The following is a 19,908-nucleotide window of genomic DNA, read 5'->3' as shown; positions in this document are numbered from 1 at the left end:
CGCTCCTGTTCGGGAAAGTCGTCCAAGGGTTCTACGCCCGGCCCCGGTGGTGCCGGGACCAAGTGGAACCGAGTCAACTCCCCTTGTGTGCGGGGCAGCAGGGTGTGTGAATGGCATATGCGAGCACCCTTCGCACACACCGTGCGAATTTCGCGACTCTCCGTAACCCTTACGTGTAGGAGTAGAAGCCCGCACCCGTCTTACGGCCCAGCCTGCCCGCGTCCACCATCCGCTGGAGCAGCGGGGACGCCGCGTACAGCGGCTCCTTGAACTCCGCGTACATCGAATCGGCGACCGACGCGACGGTGTCCAGACCGATCAGATCCGAGAGCTTGAGCGGGCCCATCGGATGGGCACAGCCCAACTCCATCCCGTTGTCGATGTCCTCGCGGCTCGCGATGCCCGACTCGAACATCCGGATCGCGGCGAGCAGATACGGAATCAGCAGCGCGTTCACCACGAACCCCGAGCGGTCCTGGGCGCGGATCGCGTGCTTGCCCAGTACCCCCTGGACCACGGCCTCGGCCCGCTTGACCGTCTCGTCGGAGGTCGTGAGCGCGGGGATCAGCTCCACCAGCTTCTGCACCGGGGCCGGGTTGAAGAAGTGGATCCCGATGACCTGGTCGGGACGTGAGGTCGCGACGGCCAGCTTGACCAGCGGAATGGAGGAGGTGTTGGAGGCCAGGATCGCGTCGGGACGCGTCACGACCTGATCGAGTACCTGGAAGATCTCCGTCTTGACCTGCTCGTTCTCGACGACGGCCTCGATGACGAGATCGCGGTCGGCGAACTCCCCGAGGTCCGTGGTGAAGCTGAGCCTGCCGAGCGCCTCGTCCCGCTCCGCCTCGGTGATCTTGCCGCGTTCGGCGGCCTTCGAGAGGGAGTTGTGCAGCCGGGTACGGCCGATCTCCAGGGCCTCGCCGGTGGTCTCGGCGACCTTGACCTCCAGGCCGCTGCGCGCGGCGACCTCCGCGATGCCTGCGCCCATCTGGCCGCAGCCCACCACTCCGACGCGGGCGATATCGGTCAGGGTGTCGGTCACATCGTGCCTTTCGCTGGTCCGTGTCCCGGCAGGTCCCCCGTGTGATTCCGGCGCCCGCCCCGGGACAGGACGTTACTCCGCCGGGGTGTGTGGGCGGGGTGCCGGGGCGGGCATGCTGAGCCCGTACGGCGGTGCGGGTTTCGGTGACCGGCCGCGCGGACCGGACACAGGGGACGGCGCATGGGGCGGATCGGCAGAAGAGGGTTCGTGGTGGCGGCGACAGGGGTGGTGACCTCGCTGGTCGCCGCCGGGGATGTGGCGGCCGTCGCCGCGTCCGTACCGCGGCGGCACGCTCCGCGCCGGGAGCTGCGCGGGATGTGGATCGCGACCGTCGTCAACCGCGACTGGCCCTCCGTGCCGGGCCTCACCGCCGACCGGCAGAAGGCGGAGCTGCGCCGGCATCTGGACACGGCGGTCGCCCGCGGACTGAACGCCGTGGTCTTCCAGGTACGGCCCACGGCGGACGCGCTGTGGCCCTCGCCGTACGAGCCCTGGGCGCAGTACCTCACCGGCACCCAGGGCAAGGACCCCGGCTGGGACCCGCTGGGTACGGCGGTACGGGAGGCACACGCGCGCGGACTTGAGCTGCACGCCTGGTTCAACCCGTACCGGGTCGCGAATCACACCGACCCCTCGCGGCTCATCGCGACACATCCGGCCAGGGTCCACCCGGACTGGGTGCTGCCGTACGGCGGGAAGCTCTACTACAACCCCGGCCTGCCCGAGGTCAGGACGTTCGTCCAGGACGCGATGCTGGACGCGGTCAAGCGCTACGACATCGACGCCGTGCACTGGGACGACTACTTCTATCCGTATCCGGTCGCCGGACAGGTCTTCGAGGACGACGCGGAGTTCGAGCGCTATGGCGCGGGCTTTCCGGACAAGGCGGCCTGCGGCGGGACAACACCGACCGGCTGGTGCGGGAGACCGCCGAGCGGATCAAGAAGATCAAGAAGCAGGTGCGGTTCGGGATCAGCCCGTTCGGGGTGTGGCGCAACGCGGCCACCGATCCGCTCGGCTCCGACACCCGGGCCGGGGTGCAGACGTACGACGATCTGCACGCCGATACCCGCGCGTGGGTCAAGAAGGGCTGGATCGACTACATCGTCCCGCAGCTGTACTGGAACATCGGCTTCCCCGCCGCCGACTACGCGAAGCTGCTGAGCTGGTGGGACGGCGTCGTACGGGGGACGGGCGTCGATCTGTACATCGGCGAGGCCCTTTACAAGGCGGGCGACCCGGCCCAGCCCGCCGCCTGGCAGGACCCGGCCGAGCTGTCCCGTCATCTGACCCTCGCCAAGGAGTACGCGGGGGCGCGGGGGCACTGCTTCTTCTCCGCGAAGGAGGTCGGCGCGGATCCGATCGGGGCGATGACGAGGGTGGTGGCCGACCACTACGGGAAGCGGGTGCCCCGATGAGCTGAGCGACGGCCTCCCGGGCCCACTCGTCCTCTCGCCGCGGTAGTGGCCGTCCCTGTCGCTATCGCTATCGCTATCGCTATCGCTGTCCCTTGTCCCTGTCGCCGTCCCTGTTCCTGTGGCTGTCAGGTGGCGGCCCGCTGGGTGACCGCGATACAGACGAGCACGGCGACGGCCGCGACCGGCGCGGCGGGTGTGAGGTGCTCGCCGAGCAGCAGTACGGACCAGACCAGGGTGAGGACCGGCTGGGCGAGCTGGAGCTGGCTCGCCCTGGCGATCCCGATCGACGCCATGCCCCGGTACCAGACGTAGAGGCCGAAGAACGTCGAGCCGGCGGCGACCCAGGCGAGTCCGATCACGCCGTGGGCCGTCAGCCGGGCCGGTTCGAAGGACAGCGCCACCGCCGCGCCCGCCACCGCGAGCGGCAGACAGCCGATCAGCGCCCAGCCCACCACCTGCCACCCGGGCATCACCCCGGCCAGCCTGCCGCCCTCCGTATAGCCCGCCGCGCACACCAGCAGGGCGCCGAAGAGATACAGATCCCCGGAGGAGAGCGCCCCGCCGCTCTGCTGGACCGCGAACGCGATCACCACGGCGGCGCCGGCGAGAGCGGCCAGCCAGAAGGCCCTGGAGGGGCGCCTGCCCGTACGGACGGCGGCGAACGCGGCCGTGGTGAGGGGCAGCAGCCCGACCACCACGGCCGCGTGCGAGGTGGTGGAGGTCTCCAGCGCGAGCGTCGTCAGCAGTGGGAAACCCACCACGACCCCGCCGCCGACGACCGCGAGTCCGCCCCAGTGCCGGCGTGCGGGGACCGGGACGCGGAGGGCCAGCAGAAAGCCGCCCGCGATGAGCGCGGCGAGCGCGCTGCGCACGGCGACGAGGGACCAGGGACCGAAACTCTCCAGGCCCCACACGGTGGACGGGAAGGTGAGCGAGAAGGCGATGACGCCCAGCGCGGCGAGGAGGGTGCCGCCGCGCGTGCCGTGAGTGCTTCCGGTGTCGCGGCCGGTGCGGCCGGTGCGGCCGTCGACGTCGGCGTCCATGTGGGCGTCGGTGTGGGCGGCGGGTTGGCCGCTGACCGCTATCGGGATGGCGGGAGTAGCGCTATCGTGTTCTGTCATGCACGAGCGTAGCAGTGTGGCGGAACTGGCGAATTCGCTGAAGCAGGACCTCAACCGCTACTCGCCCGGTGGAAAGCTGCCGTCCAGCAGAGCGCTGGTCGACCGTTACCGCGTCTCTCCGGTGACCGTCTCCCGCGCCCTCGCCAGGCTCGCCGCCGAAGGGCTGGTCGTCACCCGCCCCGGCGCCGGGGCCTTCCGCGCGCCCGCCAGGACCGCCGCCACACCGCCGGGCGACACCTCCTGGCAGGAGGTCGCCCTCAGCGCCGACGCCGCCACCGAACTCGTACCGCGCTCGGTCGACGCCACCGGAGTACTGGTCACGCTCGCCGCGCCACCGCCCGGAGTCATCGAGTTCAACGGCGGCTATCTGCACCCCTCGCTCCAGCCGGAGCGGGCGATGGCCGCGGCGCTGGCGCGGGCGGGCAGACGGCCCGGCGCCTGGGGCAGACCGCCCATCGACGGACTGCCCGAGCTGCGCGACTGGTTCGCGCGGGGGATCGGGGACACCTGGACGGCTGCCGAAGTCCTCGTCACGGCGGGTGGCCAGAGCGCGCTGACCACCGCGCTGCGCGCGCTCGCCCCGCCCGGTGCGCCGGTTCTGGTCGAATCGCCCACCTACCCGGGGATGCTGGCGATCGCCCGCGCCGCCGGGCTGCGCCCCGTACCGGTCCCGGTGGACCCCGACGGCGTACGGCCCGAACTGCTCGCCGCCGCCTTCCGGGCCAGCGGCGCCCGGGTCTTCGTCTGCCAGCCGCTCTTCCAGAACCCCACCGGAGCCGTGCTGTCCCCGGCCCGCAGACCCGAAGTACTGCGGATCGCCCGGGAGGCCGGGGCGTTCGTCGTGGAGGACGACTTCGTACGGCGGCTGGTGCACGAGGACGCAGGCCCGCTGCCGGGACCGCTCGCCGCCGACGACCCCGACGGCGTCGTCGTCCATGTCTGCTCCCTCACCAAGGCGACCTCCCCGAGCCTGCGGGTCGGCGTACTGGCCGCCCGGGGCCCGGTCCTCGAACGGCTGCGCGCCATCCATGTCGTCGACACCTTCTTCGTACCGCGCCCGCTCCAGGAAGCGGCCCTGGAACTGGTCGGCTCCGCCGCCTGGAACCGCCATCTGCGCTCCGTCTCCGCCGCGCTGAAGACCCGCAGGGACACCCTGACCACCGCGCTGCGCACCGAACTGCCCGAGCCGGCCCTCCCGTACATCCCGTCCGGCGGCTACCACCTCTGGCTCCGCCTCCCGGACGGCACCGACGAACAGGCCATCGTCCCGGCCGCCCTGCGCGCGGGCGTCGCGGTCGCCCCGGGCCGCCCGTATTTCAGCGCCGAACCGCCCGCCGCCCATCTGCGGCTGAGCTTCGCCGCGGTGGCGGGGCCCGCGGAGATCACCGAGGGAGTGCGACGGCTCCGTACGGCCTGGGACGAGGCGCTGGGCTGAACTCGCACGGGACGGCCGCCGCGGCGCGGGACGGCCGCCGCGGCGCGGGACGGCCGCTCCGGCGCGGGGACGGCCGCCGCGGCACGGGACGGCCGCTCCGGCGCGGGACGCTTGCCGGGTATGGCGCGGGAACATGCCCGGCAGATATCCGGAATCGTTGCCTCCATACCACCGGCCGCACCTTGACCGGTCGGGCTTTCGGCTCCACGATCGCGGCCATGACTGTTCGGGTCACTTTGGTCGCCGCCGCGCGCAACTCGGACCTGTACGACGAGCGCTTCGACGACGACCGCCCCCTCGACCGGGCCGGCTGGTACGAGATGCAGCGCGTCGCCCACGCCCTCGTCCCGCTGTCCGCCGCCGACCTCCGCTACTGCTCGCCGACACTGCGCAGCCGTACCACCGGCGACGCCCTCGGCTACGCGCCGCTCGCGCAACCCGCCCTGCGCGACTGCGACATGGGCCGCTGGCGCGGCTTCACCCTCGCCGAGGTGATAGCCCGCGAACCGGCCGCCGTCGACGCCTGGCTCGCCGACCCGCGCTCCGCCCCGCACGGCGGCGAGACGCTGCTGGCCTTCATCTCCCGGATAGGCGGCTGGCTCGACACCCGGCCCGCCCAGGACATCGCCGCGATCGTGGCGGTCGCGGAACCGGCTGTCGTACGGGCCGCGCTGGTGTACGCGCTCAAGGCGCCGCCGCGGACGTACTGGTACGTGGATGTCCAGCCGCTGTCGACCGTCACCCTGACGGGCACCCCGGGCCGGTGGAGTCTGCGGCTGGACGGCGGCGGCTGACCGGCCCGCCAAAGACACCCCAGGCCCTGCGGGCCCCGGGGCCAGGACCGGCGGGGACGCGGCATCGTCGGGCGGTGCCGGGAAATCGGCGATGGCGGTACCAGCGCGGTCCGTGCCGCCGGGCGATCAGCCGTGCCACGGTCGTCTTGCCGGCCGCGGGCGGCCCGCCGATCCAGAGCACGCGCGGCAGTGGCCGCTGTTGCGCCTGAGACGACCGGGGCAGGCTCATTCCGCCGTACCGACCGCGGTATCGACCGCCGTACCGAGCGTTTCAAGGATCTGCTGCCCGTACTTCGCCAGCTTGTTCTCACCGACCCCGGTGACCGTGCCCAGCTCCGCCAGCGTCGACGGAGCCAGCGTCGCGATCTCGCGCAGCGTCGCGTCATGGAAGATGACATACGCCGGTACGCCCTGCTCCTTCGCCGACGCCGCCCGCCAGGCGCGCAGCGTCTCGAATACCGGCACGGCCTCTTCCGGCAGATCGACAGGTGCGGAACGCTGCTTGGACGACTTCTCCGCGCGCGCCGGCCTGGCCGCCTTCTCGGGCTCGCGCCGCAGGACGACCGGGCGCCGCCCGCCCAGGACCTCACCGCTCTCGTCGGTGAGGACCAGCGTCCCGTAGTCGCCCTCGACGGCGATCAGCCCCTGCGCCAGCAACTGCCGTGCCACGCTCCGCCATTCGGCCTCGCGCAGCTCCGTACCGATTCCGAACACGCTCAGCGCGTCATGGTCGAACTGGATGACCTTGGCCGTCTTCCTGCCCAGCAGGATGTCGGTGATCTGCCCCGCACCGAACTTCTGATTGCGCTCGCGCTTCAGCCTGACGACGGTCGACAGCAGCTTCTGCGCCGGGACCGTGCCGTCCCAGGACTCCGCGGGCGTCAGACACGTATCGCAGTTGCCGCACGCGGTGCTTCGCTGCCCGAAGTACGCGAGCAACTGGACGCGCCGGCATTCGACGGTCTCGCACAGCGCGAGCATGGCGTCGACATGGGCGCCCAGCCGCCGGCGGTGCGCGTCGTCGCCCTCGGAGGTGTCGATCATCTTGCGCTGCTGTACGACGTCCTGGAGCCCGTACGCCAGCCAGGCCGTGGACGGCAGCCCGTCACGCCCGGCGCGTCCGGTCTCCTGGTAGTAGCCCTCGACGGACTTCGGCAGATCGAGATGGGCCACGAAGCGTACGTCCGGCTTGTCGATGCCCATGCCGAACGCGATCGTCGCGACCATCACCATCCCGTCCTCCCGCAGGAAGCGCGCCTGGTTCTCGGCGCGCGTACGGGTGTCGAGCCCCGCGTGGTACGGCAGCGCGTCGACACCGTTCTTCACCAGGAACTCGGCGGTCTTCTCCACCGACGCCCGGGAGAGGCAGTAGACGATGCCCGCGTCGCCCGGGTGCTCGGCGCGCAGCAGCTGGAGCAGCTGCCGCTTCGGATCGTTCTTCGGCGCGATGCGGTACTGGATGTTGGGCCGGTCGAAGCTGGCCACGAAGTGCCGTGCGTCCTGGAGGCCGAGCCGGGACGCGATCTCCGCGTGCGTGGCTTCGGTGGCGGTCGCGGTGAGCGCGATACGCGGCACATCGGGCCAGCGCTCGTGCAGCGAGGAGAGAGCGAGATAGTCGGGGCGGAAGTCGTGCCCCCACTGGGCGACGCAGTGTGCCTCGTCGATGGCGAACAGCGAGATCGTGCCGCGTTCCAGCAGCCGTACGGTCGACTCGACGCGCAGCCGCTCCGGCGCCAGATAGAGCAGATCCAGCTCGCCGGCGAGGAACTCGGCCTCGACGAGACGCCGTTCGTCGAGATCCTGGGTGGAGTTGAGGAATCCGGCCCGCACGCCGAGCGCCCTCAGGGCATCGACCTGGTCCTGCATGAGGGCGATGAGCGGTGATACGACGACCCCGACGCCCTTACGTACCAGGGAGGGGATCTGGTAGCAGAGCGACTTGCCGCCACCGGTGGGCATGAGCACGAGCGCGTCGCCGCCGGCGACCACATGCTCGATGATCTCCTGCTGGCTCCCGCGGAAGGAGTCGTATCCGAAGACGCGACGCAGCACCTCAAGCGACTCGGTCGTTTCAGGACCCGTCTCAGGACCCGTCCCTGGGCCTGCTTCGGGGCCTGTTTCAGGACCAGCTTCAGGGTCTGCTTCAGCGTGCGTCTCGGGAGGGGTGCCGGTTTCCGGGAAGCTCATCCGCCGATTCTACGAGGGTCCGCCGACACCGATCAGCCGATCGATGTCGGTCTCGCTGTAGGACACGTCCTGACCTGCATCGTCTCTAGCGTCGGAGACCCGGCACGGAGGCAGACTCCGGGCACGAAGCGATCAGGAGCGAACGATGAGCCATGTCATCCGCAACCAGCCGACCGGTACCCCCACCTGGATCGACCTCGACGTACCCGATGTCGAGCGCGCCAAGGAGTTCTACGGCGCGCTGTTCGGCTGGGAGTACGAGGCGGGTGAGACCGCCTACACGGTGTGCCGTCTGCACGGCCGGGCGGTGGCGGGATTCCGGCAGGTCCCCGCCTCCGATTCGCACGCTTCGGCCCTCCCCGGCCTGTGGTGTGTGTACTTCGCGACCGACGACTCCGACGCCACCGTGAAGCGGATCGTCGACGCGGGCGGCACCCTGACGCGGGGCCCGCTGGAGATCGGGGACCAGGGCCGGCTGTCGCTCGCCGTGGACCCGTCCGGCTCCCGGTTCGGCCTCTGGGAGGGGCGCGCGCTCCTCGGCTGCGAGACCGTGAACGAGCCGGGCAGTCTCCTGCGCAACGACCTCACCAGCCCGGACCCGGGCCCGGCCCGGGAGTTCTACCCGGCCGTCTTCGACTTCACCCTGGACGGTAACGACGATCTCCCGGGCGTCGACTTCACCTTCCTGCGCCGGCCCGACGGTCATGAGATCGGCGGCATCACGGGGGTCCCGGAGGCGCCGTCCGCCGCGTGGCAGACGCTGTTCGAGGTCGCCGACGCGGACGCGGCGGCGGAGCGGGCCGTGGCGGCCGGCGGCACGGCGGACGCCCCCTCGGACATGATCTACGCGCGGCTGGCGAAGATCACCGACCCCTTCGGCAATTCCTTCGAGGTGGGCGCCCGGCGCGCGCGCACTTCGTAGGCCCCTCCGGCACACCCCCGCCCGGCCCGCGACGCGGGTCGGGCCGGGTCGGCCGGGCCTCAGGCGTGCTGCGGCATCTCGTCCTTGAGCGCGGAGCGGATCTGCTCACGCAGTTCCGGGCTGCTCTTGTGGCCGTGCATGGACACAGCGTGCTCGCTGGCGGCGCGGACCACTTCTTCCTCCTCGCCGGAGATGGCGAGGGTGCAATTCGTCTCGCTCGGGAAATCCCGGCAGTCGGCTACCTTGCGCATGATGTACCTCCGCGTACCAGTTTCCTCCTTTTTGCTCTACGAAGACCCGTTTGCTCTACGAGGACCCGGCGAGGCGCGTGCGGCGTCGCGGTTGAAGGCCGCTCGCCGCACGGATGGCCGCCCATGCTGGCGCCTGCTCGTACGCGTAGGGCCTATTCCGAGGCGGAAGCGGCTCGGCCGGCCCGTTCCAGGAGCAGCGCCCGCTCGCGTGCGTTACGGGTCAGGGAGGCGGCCCGCTCGAACTCCGCGCGCGCCTCCTCCCCCCGGCCCAGGCGCTCCAGCAGATCTCCCCGGACGCTCGGCAGCAGGTGATAGCCCTTGAGGGCCGGTCCTTCCGTCAGGGCGTCCACCAGCTTCAGCCCGGCCGCGGGGCCCTCCGCCATCGAAACGGCGACCGCTCGGTTCAGCTCCACCACCGGGGACGGGGTCAGCGCCATCAGCCGGCCGTACAGCGCCGCGATCGCGGTCCAGTCCGTGTCCTCGTAGCGCACCGCCCGCGCGTGGCACGCGGCGATCGCGGCCTGGACGGAGTACGGGCCGTGGCCCGCGCGCCGCAGGGACTCGACGCCGCGGAGGATGAGCATGCGGTTCCACTTGTGCCGGTTCTGGTCGGCGAGCAGCACCGGTTCGCCGTCGGGGCCCGTGCGGGCGGCGATGCGCGAGGACTGGAGCTCCAGGAGCGCGGCCAGACCGTGGACTTCGGGCTCCTCGGGCATCAGGCCCGCCAGGACACGCACCAGACGCAGCGCGTCCTCGCACAGGGCGGGGCGCACCAGATCGTCCCCGGCCGTCGCGGAGTAGCCCTCGTTGAAGATGAGGTAGATGACCTCAAGGACCGACGAGACGCGGGCGGCCCGGTCGGCGGCGCCCGGGACCTCGAAGGGGACCCCGGCCTTGGCGAGCGTCCGTTTCGCGCGGACGATGCGCTGGGCGACCGTCGGTTCCGGGGCCAGGAACGCGCGGGCGATCTCCTCCGTCGTCAGCCCGCCCAGCAGCCGCAGCGTGAGGGCGACCCTGGCCTCCGTCGACAGCACGGGATGGCAGGCGGTGAAGATCAGCCTCAGCAGATCGTCGTCGATGTCGTCCTCGCCCGTGGGTTCGGGCGGTGGCGCCACGTCCTCCAGCGCTCTGCCGACCTCCGCAAGCTTGCGCGCGTAGGTCTCCTTGCGGCGTACGAGATCGATGGCGCGGTGCTTGGCGGTGGCCATGAGCCAGGCGCCCGGTCTGTCCGGGACGCCCGACTCCGGCCACTGCTCCAGCGCGGCGACCAGAGCGTCCTGCGCGATTTCCTCGGCGATGCCCACGTCCCGTACGACGCGGGCGACACCGGCGATGATCCGCGCGGACTCGATCCTGAAGACCGCTTCGACCGTTTCGGTCGCGCTTGCTGAGGTCACGACCACCCATCAGAGCAGCCGTGCCGGGGTGCGGCAAGCGCGGCCCGGTCAGCCCTCGGCGATCTCGCGGACCTCGACGGAGACGGTCCAGTTCTCCGGGTGGACCTCAAGGAACCGCTTCGCCCATTCCAGGGCCTCCGCCTTGTCCTCGCAGCGGGTGAGGGAGTAGCCGCCGATGACTTCCTTGCTCTCCGTGAAGGGCCCGTCGGTGTAGCTGAGCTTGCCGTCGGACCAGGTGATCCGGGTGCCCTCGGACGTCGGGGCGAGTCCCGCGGTCTCCAGCATGACCCCGGCCTTGGTGATCTCCTCGAACAGTGCGCCCATGCGCGCCTCGAACTCGGGGTCGGGGCCCTCGGTGGGGGCATTCCGGTCGTCGATGCGGACCATCGTCAGAAAACGCGGCATGGTGACTCCTCGGTCGGGAGGGCAGGGGCTCTCCCCGCCTCTCACACCCTTGCGTCGAACGGGATACGGCCGGATCGACAGCTCCTCCGGAAATCTTCCAAGATTTTTCCGGACCGGCCTGTCCCGTACCGATCCGGCACCGGATCCTGGTCTCTACGGGTGACCAAGCGCCTCGCGCTGCGCGGGGGTGAGCCGGCCGGGCCTGGCGGTGACGGTGCGGGCGCCGCTCTCGTCGTACCGCAGGGAGACCGGATCGGCGATGTCGGGGTGCCGCTCGGCGCTGTCCAGGGCGTCGGCGACGCGCTCCAGGGGCCACCCCAGCGCGCCCGCCAGCTGGTCCGCGGTGCGTGGTGTCCCGGCGTGCACCAGCGCGGCGAGCACGGTGAGAGTGTCGCTGAAGACGGCGGCCGTCGGCCCGCCGGCCATGTCGTCGCTGAGCTGTACGAAGAACTGCCGCATCCGGTCCAGCCGGGCTCCGGCGGGGGTGGCGGTATCGAGGATCTCGGCTCCGCGCCGGGAGACGTCCGCCAGCATCGCGTTCGTCCGGGCACTGGTCAGCCAGGTCCGGAGCCAGACATCGTCATCGATGAGGTAACGCTCGCGGCGCTGCCGGGGATCGCGCTCGCGCCGGACCAGATCCAGCCCTTCGAGATAGCCGATGGCTGTGGACACCGACGCGGGGCTGACCCGCAGACCTCGCACCAGTTCAGCGGCGGTCAGGGCGCCCGAGTCGGTGGTGACCAGACGGGCCAGCACTCGCGCCGCCATCCGTGGCAGCCCGTTCGCGACCATCAGCGCCGCGAACTCCTCCGCGAAGCCGTGGACCGCCTCGGGCTCGCGCCCGTGGGCGTCGGCTGCGGCAGAGGGCCCGGGGGACTCCGGGGGCGGCGGGACCGGCCCGCGTCGGCGGGCTCGCCGCTCGGTGGAGTAGTGGGCGTGGTCCGCGAGATAGCCGTCCGAGCCGCCGTTACGGGCCACCTCCCGGCTGATGGTCGACGTCGGCCGGTCCAGCCGCCTGGCGATCTCGGCGTACCCGAGCCCCTCGGCCAGTCCTGCGGCGATGCTCCGGCGGTCCTGGTGGGTGAGCCTGCCTCCCGGCATTGGTTCGCGCCTTCCTTCGGCTGTCGGCCCAGTATGCGTTCACGATCAGCACATTGCAACGATTGGCCTGTCGCCGGTTGCGTTCACTCGCAATCTCATTGCAATAGACGTCAGAAATTCCCGAGAAATGAGGAAGGTTGGACCCTTCCTTAATTGATGGGTGGTAAAACGCAACGTAGCCTTCACGGCGTTCTGAAGAGAATCCGGTGAGGGCATGAAGGTGAGTTGATGACGGCGAGCGAGGAAGCGGTACTCGATGTCGACGGGCTGCGTATGCGGTACGGCACGAACGATGTCCTGCGCGAGGTGACCTTCCGGGCACACCACGGGGAGGTACTGGCCCTGCTGGGCCCGAACGGGGCGGGCAAGACCACCACGATCGAAATCCTGGAGGGGTTCCGGACGCGATCGGCGGGCCGGGTGGAGGTGCTGGGCACGGATCCGGCGTACGGCGGAGAACGATGGCGGTCACGGCTCGGGGTCGTCCTGCAATCCTGGCGTGACCACGGCAAATGGCGGGTGCGTGAACTGCTCGCCCACCTCGGTACGTACTACGCGCCCTACTCCACCGATTTGATCCGGCGGCCGTGGGACACCGACGAACTCATCGAGGCGGTGGGCCTCACCGCGCACGCGGGCAAGAAGATCAAGACACTGTCCGGTGGGCAGCGGCGCCGGCTCGACGTGGCGATCGGCATCGTGGGCCGCCCCGAAGTGCTGTTTCTGGACGAGCCCACCGCGGGCTTCGACCCGGAGGCCCGGTACGCGTTCCACGACCTCGTCCGCCGGCTCGCCGAGGAGCACGACACCACGATCCTGCTCACCACGCACGATCTTGACGAAGCGGGGAAACTCGCCGACCGCGTCATGATCCTGGCCGGGGGCCGGATCGTCGCGGACGGCTCGACGGACGAACTGGCGCGACGCACCGCCGCCGACGACGAGGTGCGCTGGACCCGCGACGGTGAGCACTTCGCGGCCTCGACCACCGAGTCGACGGAATTCGTACGCGGGCTGTTCAGCCGGTACGGCGCGGCGATCGGCGAACTGGAGGTCCGCCGGGCCTCGTTGGAGGACAGCTATCTGGCATTGGTACGGCAGGGCGAAGCCGAGGCGCGCGAGTCGAAGGAGCCGGCCCTGTGACCGCGGCGGTACGGGCGACGACGGCGACGCGGGCGACTGCGGCACGGTCGGCCATGGTCGCGCGGGCGACCGGAGCGATACGGGTGGGCTGGAAGCGCGGCGTGATCGAGCTGCGGCAGTCGTTCACGAACGGCGGGGATCTCCTGTCCCATCTGCTCTGGCCGGTGCTGATGCTGGTTGTCCTGTATTTCCTGCGGGACACGGAGTTCGGGACCGGCGGACTCCTCCTCGGCACCCTGGCCCTGCCGAGCGTTCTGGGGATGAATGTCGCGATGGGCATGGTCGGCATGAGTCAAGTGCTCACCGCCGAACGCGAGGACGGCACCCTGCTCCGCGCCAGGGCGACACCGAACGGGATGCCGAGCTATCTCGTCGGCAAGGTCGTCACGGTCTCCGGCGGTCTGCTCGCCGATCTCGCGATCCTGCTGATTCCCGGGATGCTCCTCATCGACGGTCTGACGGTCGGCAGCCCGGGGGCCTGGCTGACCCTGGTCTGGGTGCTGGTACTCGGCATGGTGGCGACCCTGCCCCTCGGCGCGATCCTGGGATCGGTGTTCTCCAGTGCGCGCGGCAAAGGGCTGATCCAACTGCCGGTGCTCGGCATGATCGCGATCTCCGGCATCTTCTACCCGCTCACCTCGATGCCGGAGTGGCTGCAAGGGGTCGCTCAGGTGTTCCCGATCTACTGGCTCGGCCTGGGCATGCGTTCGGCCCTGCTCCCGGACAGCGCGGTCGGCGTCGAGATCGGCGCGTCCTGGCGGCACCTGGAGACCGTCGGCGTGCTGGGGGCCTGGGCGGTGATCGGTCTGGTCGTCGCGCCGATGGTGCTGCGCCGGATGGCGCGCCGGGAGTCGGGTTCGAGCGTGGCCGAGCGCCGCGAGAAGGCTCTGCGGCGAGTCGGATAGGGAACGCGAGGCGGACGGGGAACGACTGAGAGGCCGCGCGGACAGGCGACGCCGCCCCACCTGTCCGCGCGGCCTCTGAGTGGGGCGGGCAGGGCGGGTGACGGTCACGGCGCCCTGATCGTGATCGTCATCCCGTCACATGAAGCCGACGATGCGCGGCGGCGCGAACAGATGGCGGGCACGGTGCTCCAGGACCATCTCGTCGGGGATCCGCCGACTCGACGTGTCCGACATACACCGCTCGCACGCCGGGTCGACCGCGGGCACCTCCGAAGTGTGCGCGGCGGCGATGTGCTGGGCGAGCCGGATCTGTGTCGTCACCACAGAGTCGAAGGGGTCGTAATCCACCCCCGGGTCACCCGCCGCCCGCGCCGCTTCCACCACCTCGGGCGCGCGCTTCATCGCCTTGTACAGCCTGTCGCAGTCGTGGCAGCTCCACATCCAGGAAGGAGGCACAGGCCACTCCTCCTCAGGGCGGGGTGCGTCCTTGGCGTCCATGCCGGTCACCGTAGCGACAGCCGCACGGCGGACGCGGAGGTTCGGCGCAACCTCACCCGTGCGACTGACCGCTCATGGTCGGGGAGCCGCCCCGCCGGTCGCCGGCTCAGCCCGCCAGCTCCCCCAGGAGTGCCCAGGTACGGCGTCGGTCGGCGTCCCCCGCGATCTCCGTCGCCGAGAAAACCACTTCCGTCGCCCCGGCGTCCCGGTAGCGCCGTACCTCGGCGGCGACCGTCTCCTCGTCGCCGATCACGGCCACATCGGCGGCCCGCTTGCCGCCGGAGAGCTCGATGACCCGCGCGTAGGACGGGATCTGCTCGTAGAACGCGAGTTGCTCGGTGGCCTTCTCGCGTACGGCGTCGACGTCGTCGGTGACCACGCCGGGCACGAGAGCCACGATCCGGGGCGCGGGCCGTCCCGCGGCCTCCGCCGCCGCGGTGACGGCGGGGACGATGTGCTCGGCCAGGGCGCGGGGCCCGGCGAGATAGGGCAGGATCCCGTCCGCGAGCTCACCGCTGGCACGCAGCGCCTGTGGCCCCATCGCGGCGACGAGCAGCGGCACACCGGCGTCGGCCCCCGGCACGCGCGCGGGCATCGGCGTGTGCGCGGTGATCAGCTCACCGCGGAAGTCGGCGGTGCCGGTCTCGGTCAACTGCCGCAGAGCGGTGAGGAATTCACGCAGACGCGCGACGGGCCGTTCGAACGGGATACCGAAACCCCCCTCGGTCAGCAGCTTGGTGCCGAGCGCGAGCCCGAGGTGGTACCGGCCGTGCGTGGCCGCCTGCGCGGTCAGGGCCTGGCTGGAGACGACCAGCGGGTGGCGTCCGAAGACGGGGATCGCGGACGTGCCCACCTGAAGGCCCGGGACTTCACGCCCGACGATCGCCGCGAGCTGAGGCGAGTCGGCGCCGAAGGTCTGCCCGAACCAAGCGGACCGCAGTCCCGCCGCGGCGGCCTCCTGTGCCAGCCGTACGGTGGTGTCGATCTGATTGTCGGGACCGGTCGCGTTGAGTGCTACTCCCACAGTCATGTCGGTGTGAACCAGCGTCGGCCGTTCTCGCATTCCGGTAGTCGTGTGACGGCTTCTTGTCAGCTGTGTGAACCGAGGACCCAGGTCCTGTCCGGCGTGGAGCCGGTGTTTGCGGAGACCGCGGCCTGGGCGGGCGTACATGGGCTGACCTGCGACGGCTCGGGTCCAGGTGGGCCGGGCGCCCTGACGTTGGCCGCCCGCCGGCGTCGGCCTGGCGGCCGTCCAGAGCGGCGGACGGGGCGTCGTCACGCAGGGACGCCGAGCGGCGGGTGCTCAAGCACGCGGGGCTTGTACTCGACCAGCTGGATGCGGCCGTCGAAGGTGCGGTGCTCGATCGTGTCGAGGGCAACGTCCGGATAGCCGTCGTAGATGCGTTCTTCGCACGTGGCCCCGGTGATCACCGGGAACATCACGACCCGGAAGCGGTCGACGAGTCCGGCTCGTAGCAGGGACCGGCACAGGCTGAGGCTGCCGATCGTGCTGAGGAGCCCCGAGCCACTCGACTTCATGGCGCGGACCGCCTCGACAGCGTCGTCGCGGACGAGCGTGGAGTTGGCCCATGTCAGGGGCTCCTTGAGAGAGGAGGAGAACACCACCTTGGAAGCTCGCGTGAGCTCGTCGACGGACGCCTCCTCCTCGGGCCTGAACTCGTCCTGGCCACTCGGGACCTCGCCTGCGGCGAAGCCCGACATCAGGCGGTAGGTGTTCGCTCCCATCAGATAGGTGGCCTCGGGCTGCTCGCCGAGCCATGAGAGGTACTCCGGGCCCTCAAGGCCCCAGAACCCGGGCCACCCCTCTCCCGATGCGTGGCCGTCGAGGGAGGTGATGAAGTCGACGAGAAGCTCCGACATGGCGGTGTCCTTTCCTGAGGTGTCACGAGCTTGGACCGGCCGGGAGCCACAAACTCATCGGCCGCGCTGTGGAGTAAACGAGAAAACGGCCCGGCAAACCGTCACGCTCAGCCGGGCCAAGTAAAACGCTCAGGGGCCAACTGAAGCGCTCGGTCACAGCCGGCTCGGCGGTGGCCGAGTCCGTCATTGCATAAAGCTGCGGCGAAACGTATAGTCATGCCATCGCTGAGGAGGGTTTTTCGATGGCTGTTCGTACGGTACGTGCCGCGGTGGCGGGAGCCAGTGGGTACGCGGGCGGGGAACTGCTCCGTCTGCTTCTCGGCCACCCCGGGATCGAGATCGGCGCCCTCACCGGCAACTCCAGCGTGGGCCGGCGGCTCGGTGGGCTTCAGCCGCATGTGCTGCCGCTGGCCGACCGGGTGCTTGAGGCGACCACGCCCGACGTCCTCGCCGGGCATGAGGTCGTCTTCCTCGCGCTGCCGCACGGCCAGTCCGCGGCCGTCGCCGAACGGCTCGGTGACGAGGTGCTTGTGGTCGACATGGGCGCCGACTTCCGGCTGAAGGACGCGGCGGACTGGGAGCGGTTCTATGGCTCCGCACACGCCGGGACCTGGCCGTACGGCCTTCCCGAGCTGCCGGGTGCCCGTGCCGCGCTGGAGGGGGCCAAGCGCGTCGCGGTGCCCGGCTGCTATCCCACCGCCGTCTCGCTCGCGCTCTTCCCGGCGTACGCGGCGGGGCTGGCCGAGCCCGAGGCCGTGATCACCGCCGCGTCCGGCACCTCAGGCGCGGGCAAGGCCGCCAAGCCGCATCTGCTCGGCTCCGAGGTCATGGGCTCCATGAGCCCGTACGGCGTCGGCGGCGGGCACCGGCACACCCCCGAGATGATCCAGAACCTCAGCGAGGCCGCGGGGGAGCGGGTCACCGTCTCCTTCACGCCCACCCTCGCACCCATGCCCCGCGGCATCCTCGCCACCTGCTCCGCCAAGGCGAGGCCCGGCACCACGGCGCAGGACGTCAGGTCCGCGTACGAGAAGGCCTTCGCGGACGAGCCCTTCGTCCATCTGCTCCCCGAGGGGCAGTGGCCCGCCACGGCGTCCGTCTACGGTTCCAACGCCGTACAGATCCAGGTCGCCCACGACGAGTCCGCGGGCCGCATCATCGCGATCAGCGCCATCGACAACCTGACCAAGGGCACCGCCGGTGGCGCGGTGCAGAGCATGAACATCGCCCTCGGACTCCCCGAGGACACCGGACTTTCCACGATCGGAGTGGCACCTTGAGCGTCACCGCAGCGAAGGGATTCACGGCGGCGGGCATCGCCGCCGGAATCAAGGAGAACGGCGGCCCGGACCTGGCCCTCGTGGTCAACAACGGTCCGCGCCGCGCCGCCGCGGGCGTCTTCACCTCCAACCGTGTCAAGGCCGCGCCGGTCCTCTGGTCCGAGCAGGTCCTCAGGGGCGGCGCGGTGACCGCCGTCGTCCTCAACTCCGGTGGCGCCAACGCCTGTACGGGGCCGCAGGGCTTCCAGGACACCCATGCCACCGCCGAGAAGGCCGCCGAAGTCCTCAGCGGGCGCGGCACCGGCGTCGATGGCACCGGCGTCGATGGCGCCGACGGCGATGGCGCGGACGGCCACAGCGCGGGAGAGATCGCCGTCGCCTCCACCGGGCTGATCGGCCTGCCGCTCCCCATGGACAAGCTGCTCCCCGGCATCGAGAAGGCCGCCACCGAGCTCTCCGCGCACGGCGGCGAGAAGGCCGCCATCGCCATCAAGACCACCGACACGGTGCACAAGACCGCGGTGGTCCAGGGCGACGGCTGGACGGTCGGCGGCATGGCCAAGGGCGCGGGCATGCTCGCCCCCGGCCTCGCCACCATGCTCGTCGTCCTCACCACCGACGCCGACATCGAGACGCCGGTCCTGGACACCGCCCTGCGCGCCGCCACCCGTACCACCTTCGACCGGGTGGACTCCGACGGCTGCATGTCCACCAATGACACCGTGCTGCTGCTCGCCTCCGGCGCGTCCGGGGTGACGCCCGGCGAGGAGGAGTTCGCCGAGGCGGTACGTACGGTCTGCGCCGATCTGGCGCGTCAGCTGATCGGCGACGCCGAGGGCGCCTCCAAGGACATCCGTATCGAGGTGATCAACGCCGCGACCGAGGACGACGCCGTCGAGGTGGGCCGCTCCATCGCCCGCAACAACCTCCTCAAGTGCGCCATCCACGGCGAGGACCCCAACTGGGGCCGGGTGCTCTCCGCCATCGGCACCACGGGCGCGGTCTTCGAGCCCGACCGGCTCAATGTCGCCATCAACGACGTCTGGGTCTGCGAGAACGGCTCCGTCGGAGAGGACCGCGACCTCGTAGACATGCGGTACCGCGAGGTACGGATCACCGCCGATCTGGCGGCGGGCACGGACTCCGCCGTCATCTGGGCCAACGATCTCACCGCCGAGTACGTCCACGAGAACAGCGCGTACAGCTCATGACCGCCCGTAAGCACACCGCGCTGCCCAAGGCACAGATCCTCATCGAGGCGCTGCCCTGGCTCACCCGGCACAACGGCAAGACCATCGTCATCAAATTCGGCGGCAACGCGATGATCGACGAGGAGCTGAAGGCTGCCTTCGCGCAGGACGTCGTCTTCCTGCGGCAGGCGGGCATCAAGCCGGTCGTCGTGCACGGCGGCGGACCGCAGATCAGTGCCCAGCTCGACCGGCACGGTCTGGTCAGCGAGTTCAAGGCCGGGCTGCGGGTCACCACGCCCGAGGCGATGGATGTCGTACGGATGGTGCTGGCCGGGCAGGTCCAGCGCGAGCTGGTCGGACTGCTCAACCAGCACGGCCCGCTCGCCGTGGGAATGACCGGCGAGGACGCCCACACCATCTCCGCGACCCGGCACCGGCCGCGGATCGACGGAGAGCTGGTCGACATCGGCCGGGTCGGCGAGATCACCGCGATCGACACGGGCGCCATCGAAGCGCTGCTGGCGGACGGCCGGATCCCGGTCATCTCCTCCATCGCGCGCAGCGCCGACGACGGCCATGTCTACAACGTCAACGCCGACACCGCCGCCGCCGCGCTCGCCGCCGCGCTGGGCGCCGAGACGCTGGTGGTCCTCACCGATGTCGAGGGGCTGTATGAGGACTGGCCGAACAGCGACGACGTGATCAGCCGGCTCACCGCCACCGAGCTGGAGAAGCTGCTGCCCGAGCTGTCCAGCGGCATGGTGCCGAAGATGGAGGGCTGTCTGTTCGCCGTACGCAACGGCGTCACCACCGCGCGCGTACTGGACGGCCGGGTCCCGCACTCGATCCTGCTGGAGATCTTCACCGACGAGGGAATCGGCACGATGGTCGTGCCCGACGGACAGGAAGGACCCGCGAAGTGACCGGCAACGAGGAGC

The 19,908-nt window shown here is 70.8% G+C and carries 18 protein-coding genes and 1 pseudogene; 9 read left to right on the top strand and 10 right to left on the bottom strand.

Annotated elements, in window-relative coordinates:
- Positions 1-169: 169 nt before the first annotated feature.
- On the bottom strand, positions 170-1,030 hold the full coding sequence (locus ACFRMN_RS28075; protein ID WP_383024438.1) for a 3-hydroxybutyryl-CoA dehydrogenase: 861 nt from the start codon (positions 1,028-1,030) through the stop codon (positions 170-172).
- Between the two features lie 192 nt (positions 1,031-1,222).
- Between ACFRMN_RS28075 and ACFRMN_RS28070 the strand changes: the two are divergent.
- Positions 1,223-2,460: pseudogene (locus tag ACFRMN_RS28070) on the top strand (glycoside hydrolase family 10 protein).
- A 125-nt stretch (positions 2,461-2,585) separates the two neighbouring features.
- Here the strand turns inward: ACFRMN_RS28070 and ACFRMN_RS28065 are convergent.
- The gene (locus ACFRMN_RS28065; protein WP_383024264.1) at positions 2,586-3,581 is read right to left on the bottom strand and encodes a DMT family transporter; all 996 of its coding nucleotides are present in this window, start codon (positions 3,579-3,581) and stop codon (positions 2,586-2,588) included.
- On the opposite strand from ACFRMN_RS28065, the gene ACFRMN_RS28060 reads away from it, so the two are divergent.
- On the top strand, positions 3,580-5,016 hold the full coding sequence (locus ACFRMN_RS28060; protein ID WP_383024261.1) for a PLP-dependent aminotransferase family protein: 1,437 nt from the start codon (positions 3,580-3,582) through the stop codon (positions 5,014-5,016). The two genes, ACFRMN_RS28065 and ACFRMN_RS28060, sit on opposite strands and share 2 nt — an antisense overlap.
- Positions 5,017-5,234: 218 nt before the next feature.
- Positions 5,235-5,810, top strand: a complete 576-nt coding sequence (locus ACFRMN_RS28055; protein WP_383024258.1) for a histidine phosphatase family protein — start codon at positions 5,235-5,237, stop codon at positions 5,808-5,810.
- Between the two features lie 225 nt (positions 5,811-6,035).
- Here the strand turns inward: ACFRMN_RS28055 and recQ are convergent, their stop codons facing one another.
- A complete protein-coding gene (gene recQ, locus ACFRMN_RS28050; protein WP_383024256.1) occupies positions 6,036-7,997 on the bottom strand; it encodes a DNA helicase RecQ in 1,962 nt (653 codons plus the stop codon).
- A 145-nt stretch (positions 7,998-8,142) separates the two neighbouring features.
- Between recQ and ACFRMN_RS28045 the strand changes: the two genes are divergently transcribed.
- Positions 8,143-8,919, top strand: a complete 777-nt coding sequence (locus tag ACFRMN_RS28045; RefSeq protein WP_383024253.1) for a VOC family protein — start codon at positions 8,143-8,145, stop codon at positions 8,917-8,919.
- A gap of 59 nt (positions 8,920-8,978) precedes the next feature.
- Here ACFRMN_RS28045 and ACFRMN_RS28040 read toward each other — a convergent pair whose 3' ends face one another.
- From ACFRMN_RS28040 to ACFRMN_RS28025, 4 genes are all read right to left on the bottom strand, one after another.
- On the bottom strand, positions 8,979-9,170 hold the full coding sequence (locus ACFRMN_RS28040) for a DUF1059 domain-containing protein (RefSeq protein WP_249951105.1): 192 nt from the start codon (positions 9,168-9,170) through the stop codon (positions 8,979-8,981).
- Positions 9,171-9,322: 152 nt separating this feature from the next.
- Complete coding sequence (locus tag ACFRMN_RS28035; RefSeq protein WP_383024251.1) at positions 9,323-10,573, bottom strand: RNA polymerase sigma factor; 1,251 nt, start codon at positions 10,571-10,573, stop codon at positions 9,323-9,325.
- Between the two features lie 42 nt (positions 10,574-10,615).
- On the bottom strand, positions 10,616-10,972 hold the full coding sequence (locus tag ACFRMN_RS28030) for a YciI family protein (protein WP_383024248.1): 357 nt from the start codon (positions 10,970-10,972) through the stop codon (positions 10,616-10,618).
- Between the two features lie 153 nt (positions 10,973-11,125).
- Positions 11,126-12,073, bottom strand: coding sequence for a MarR family transcriptional regulator (locus ACFRMN_RS28025; RefSeq protein WP_383024246.1), 948 nt, complete (start codon positions 12,071-12,073; stop codon positions 11,126-11,128).
- A 228-nt stretch (positions 12,074-12,301) separates the two neighbouring features.
- Here ACFRMN_RS28025 and ACFRMN_RS28020 point away from each other — a divergent pair, with 228 nt between their 5' ends.
- Positions 12,302-13,216: an ABC transporter ATP-binding protein gene (locus tag ACFRMN_RS28020; RefSeq protein WP_383024243.1), complete on the top strand. Its 915-nt coding sequence runs from the start codon at positions 12,302-12,304 to the stop codon at positions 13,214-13,216.
- A 53-nt stretch (positions 13,217-13,269) separates the two neighbouring features.
- Positions 13,270-14,121: an ABC transporter permease gene (locus ACFRMN_RS28015; protein ID WP_383024435.1), complete on the top strand. Its 852-nt coding sequence runs from the start codon at positions 13,270-13,272 to the stop codon at positions 14,119-14,121.
- A gap of 135 nt (positions 14,122-14,256) precedes the next feature.
- Here ACFRMN_RS28015 and ACFRMN_RS28010 read toward each other — a convergent pair whose 3' ends face one another.
- The 3 genes from ACFRMN_RS28010 to ACFRMN_RS28000 all read right to left on the bottom strand — a co-directional run bounded on the left by ACFRMN_RS28010 (position 14,257) and on the right by ACFRMN_RS28000 (position 16,500).
- Positions 14,257-14,619 (bottom strand): hypothetical protein, encoded by a 363-nt coding sequence (locus tag ACFRMN_RS28010; RefSeq protein WP_383024240.1) that lies wholly within the window; start codon positions 14,617-14,619, stop codon positions 14,257-14,259.
- Between the two features lie 106 nt (positions 14,620-14,725).
- The gene (locus ACFRMN_RS28005) at positions 14,726-15,649 is read right to left on the bottom strand and encodes an LLM class F420-dependent oxidoreductase (RefSeq protein WP_383024237.1); all 924 of its coding nucleotides are present in this window, start codon (positions 15,647-15,649) and stop codon (positions 14,726-14,728) included.
- Between the two features lie 245 nt (positions 15,650-15,894).
- Complete coding sequence (locus ACFRMN_RS28000) at positions 15,895-16,500, bottom strand: dihydrofolate reductase family protein (RefSeq protein WP_383024234.1); 606 nt, start codon at positions 16,498-16,500, stop codon at positions 15,895-15,897.
- Positions 16,501-16,742: 242 nt separating this feature from the next.
- Between ACFRMN_RS28000 and argC the strand changes: the two genes are divergently transcribed.
- Genes argC through argB form a run of 3 tightly spaced genes read left to right on the top strand, consistent with a single transcriptional unit; the run spans position 16,743 to position 19,893 of the window.
- Positions 16,743-17,780: an N-acetyl-gamma-glutamyl-phosphate reductase gene (gene argC / locus ACFRMN_RS27995; protein WP_383024231.1), complete on the top strand. Its 1,038-nt coding sequence runs from the start codon at positions 16,743-16,745 to the stop codon at positions 17,778-17,780.
- Positions 17,777-18,991: a bifunctional glutamate N-acetyltransferase/amino-acid acetyltransferase ArgJ gene (gene argJ / locus ACFRMN_RS27990; protein WP_383024228.1), complete on the top strand. Its 1,215-nt coding sequence runs from the start codon at positions 17,777-17,779 to the stop codon at positions 18,989-18,991. The genes argC and argJ overlap by 4 nt, the downstream gene beginning before the upstream one ends.
- On the top strand, positions 18,988-19,893 hold the full coding sequence (gene argB / locus ACFRMN_RS27985; RefSeq protein ID WP_383024225.1) for an acetylglutamate kinase: 906 nt from the start codon (positions 18,988-18,990) through the stop codon (positions 19,891-19,893). Before argJ ends, argB begins: the two co-directional genes overlap by 4 nt.
- The last annotated feature ends 15 nt before the right edge of the window (positions 19,894-19,908 follow it).

Source organism: Streptomyces sp. NPDC056835 (assembly GCF_042789485.1).
Lineage (GTDB): Bacteria > Actinomycetota > Actinomycetes > Streptomycetales > Streptomycetaceae > Streptomyces.
Note: the sequence above shows the minus strand (reverse complement) of the source record. Positions and strands in the feature narration are given on the sequence as shown.

Coding starts and splice junctions, on each gene's coding strand:
- ACFRMN_RS28060 (WP_383024261.1), top strand. CDS start 3,580: ATGCACGAGCGTAGCAGTGTGGCGGAACTGGCGAATTCGCTGAAGCAG.
- ACFRMN_RS28065 (WP_383024264.1), bottom strand. CDS start 3,581: ATGACAGAACACGATAGCGCTACTCCCGCCATCCCGATAGCGGTCAGC.
- ACFRMN_RS28055 (WP_383024258.1), top strand. CDS start 5,235: ATGACTGTTCGGGTCACTTTGGTCGCCGCCGCGCGCAACTCGGACCTG.
- recQ (WP_383024256.1), bottom strand. CDS start 7,997: ATGAGCTTCCCGGAAACCGGCACCCCTCCCGAGACGCACGCTGAAGCA.
- ACFRMN_RS28045 (WP_383024253.1), top strand. CDS start 8,143: ATGAGCCATGTCATCCGCAACCAGCCGACCGGTACCCCCACCTGGATC.
- ACFRMN_RS28040 (WP_249951105.1), bottom strand. CDS start 9,170: ATGCGCAAGGTAGCCGACTGCCGGGATTTCCCGAGCGAGACGAATTGC.
- ACFRMN_RS28030 (WP_383024248.1), bottom strand. CDS start 10,972: ATGCCGCGTTTTCTGACGATGGTCCGCATCGACGACCGGAATGCCCCC.
- ACFRMN_RS28025 (WP_383024246.1), bottom strand. CDS start 12,073: ATGCCGGGAGGCAGGCTCACCCACCAGGACCGCCGGAGCATCGCCGCA.
- ACFRMN_RS28020 (WP_383024243.1), top strand. CDS start 12,302: ATGACGGCGAGCGAGGAAGCGGTACTCGATGTCGACGGGCTGCGTATG.
- ACFRMN_RS28015 (WP_383024435.1), top strand. CDS start 13,270: ATGGTCGCGCGGGCGACCGGAGCGATACGGGTGGGCTGGAAGCGCGGC.
- ACFRMN_RS28010 (WP_383024240.1), bottom strand. CDS start 14,619: ATGGACGCCAAGGACGCACCCCGCCCTGAGGAGGAGTGGCCTGTGCCT.
- ACFRMN_RS28005 (WP_383024237.1), bottom strand. CDS start 15,649: ATGACTGTGGGAGTAGCACTCAACGCGACCGGTCCCGACAATCAGATC.
- ACFRMN_RS28000 (WP_383024234.1), bottom strand. CDS start 16,500: ATGTCGGAGCTTCTCGTCGACTTCATCACCTCCCTCGACGGCCACGCA.
- argC (WP_383024231.1), top strand. CDS start 16,743: ATGGCTGTTCGTACGGTACGTGCCGCGGTGGCGGGAGCCAGTGGGTAC.
- argB (WP_383024225.1), top strand. CDS start 18,988: ATGACCGCCCGTAAGCACACCGCGCTGCCCAAGGCACAGATCCTCATC.